1 protein-coding gene is annotated in these 1134 nt (G+C 52.1%); it reads left to right on the top strand.

Annotation, left to right across the window (positions count from 1 at the left end):
• Positions 1–1086: type-F conjugative transfer system mating-pair stabilization protein TraN (traN, locus tag RTW80_RS25705; RefSeq protein WP_312720887.1), on the top strand; the 1086-nt coding region annotated here is incomplete at its 5' end.
• Positions 1087–1134: the final 48 nt, after the last annotated feature.

A 1134-nucleotide genomic window follows, 5' to 3' on the forward strand; every position in this document is an offset into this window, starting at 1 on the left:
TCATTTACACCAGTACAGAAAACACTGACTGCCGGTGTGGCTTTTACGTCATCTCACCCCGTCCGGGTCGGGAATACAAAATTCAAACGTCATACGGCAATGAAGCTGCGTCTGGTTGTCAGGGTAAAAAAAGCCTCGTACACCCCGTATGTTGTCTGGTCTGAAAGCTGCCCGTTCAGCAAGGAGCAGGGGAAACTGACAAAAACAGAATGTACGGAGGCTGGCGGGAACAGGACGCTGGTGAAAGACGGTCAGTCATACAGCATGTACCAGAGCTGCTGGGCATACCGGGACACGTATGTCACGCAGTCAGCAGACAAGGGAACCTGTCAGACCTACACCGACAATCCTGCCTGTACCCTGGTGTCACACCAGTGTGCCTTTTACTCCGAAGAAGGTGCCTGTCTGCATGAATATGCCACGTACTCCTGTGAGTCAAAAACATCCGGGAAAGTGATGGTCTGTGGGGGAGACGTATTCTGTCTCGATGGCGAATGCGATAAGGCTCAGAGCGGGCAGAGTAATGATTTTGCCGAAGCCGTTTCTCAGCTGGCGGCACTGGCCGCAGCAGGTAAGGATGTTGCGGCGCTGAACGGGGGGGATGTCCGTGCTTTCACCGGTCAGGCGAAATTTTGTAAGAAGGCTGCAGCCGGATACAGCAACTGCTGTAAGGACAGCGGCTGGGGACAGGATATCGGGCTGGCCAAATGCAGCAGTGATGAAAAGGCCCTGGCTAAAGCAAAATCAAACAAACTGACCGTCAGCGTCGGGGAGTTCTGTTCGAAGAAAGTGCTGGGTGTCTGTCTGGAGAAAAAACGCAGCTACTGTCAGTTTGATTCGAAGCTGGCGCAGATAGTCCAGCAGCAGGGGCGCAACGGTCAGTTGCGTATCAGTTTTGGTAGTGCGAAGCATCCTGACTGTCGGGGGATTACGGTTGATGAGCTGCAGAAAATTCAGTTCAACAGACTGGATTTCACTAACTTCTACGAAGACCTGATGAATAACCAGAAAATCCCGGACAGTGGCGTTCTGACGCAGAAAGTGAAAGAGCAGATTGCTGACCAGCTGAAACAGGCAGGACAGTAAGGTATGGGAAATAACCGGGGGACATGATGACAGTCATATTCACGTCGA

The organism is Escherichia sp. AM3 (genome assembly GCF_032029835.1).
In the GTDB taxonomy this organism is placed as follows: Bacteria; Pseudomonadota; Gammaproteobacteria; order Enterobacterales; family Enterobacteriaceae; genus Escherichia; species Escherichia coli.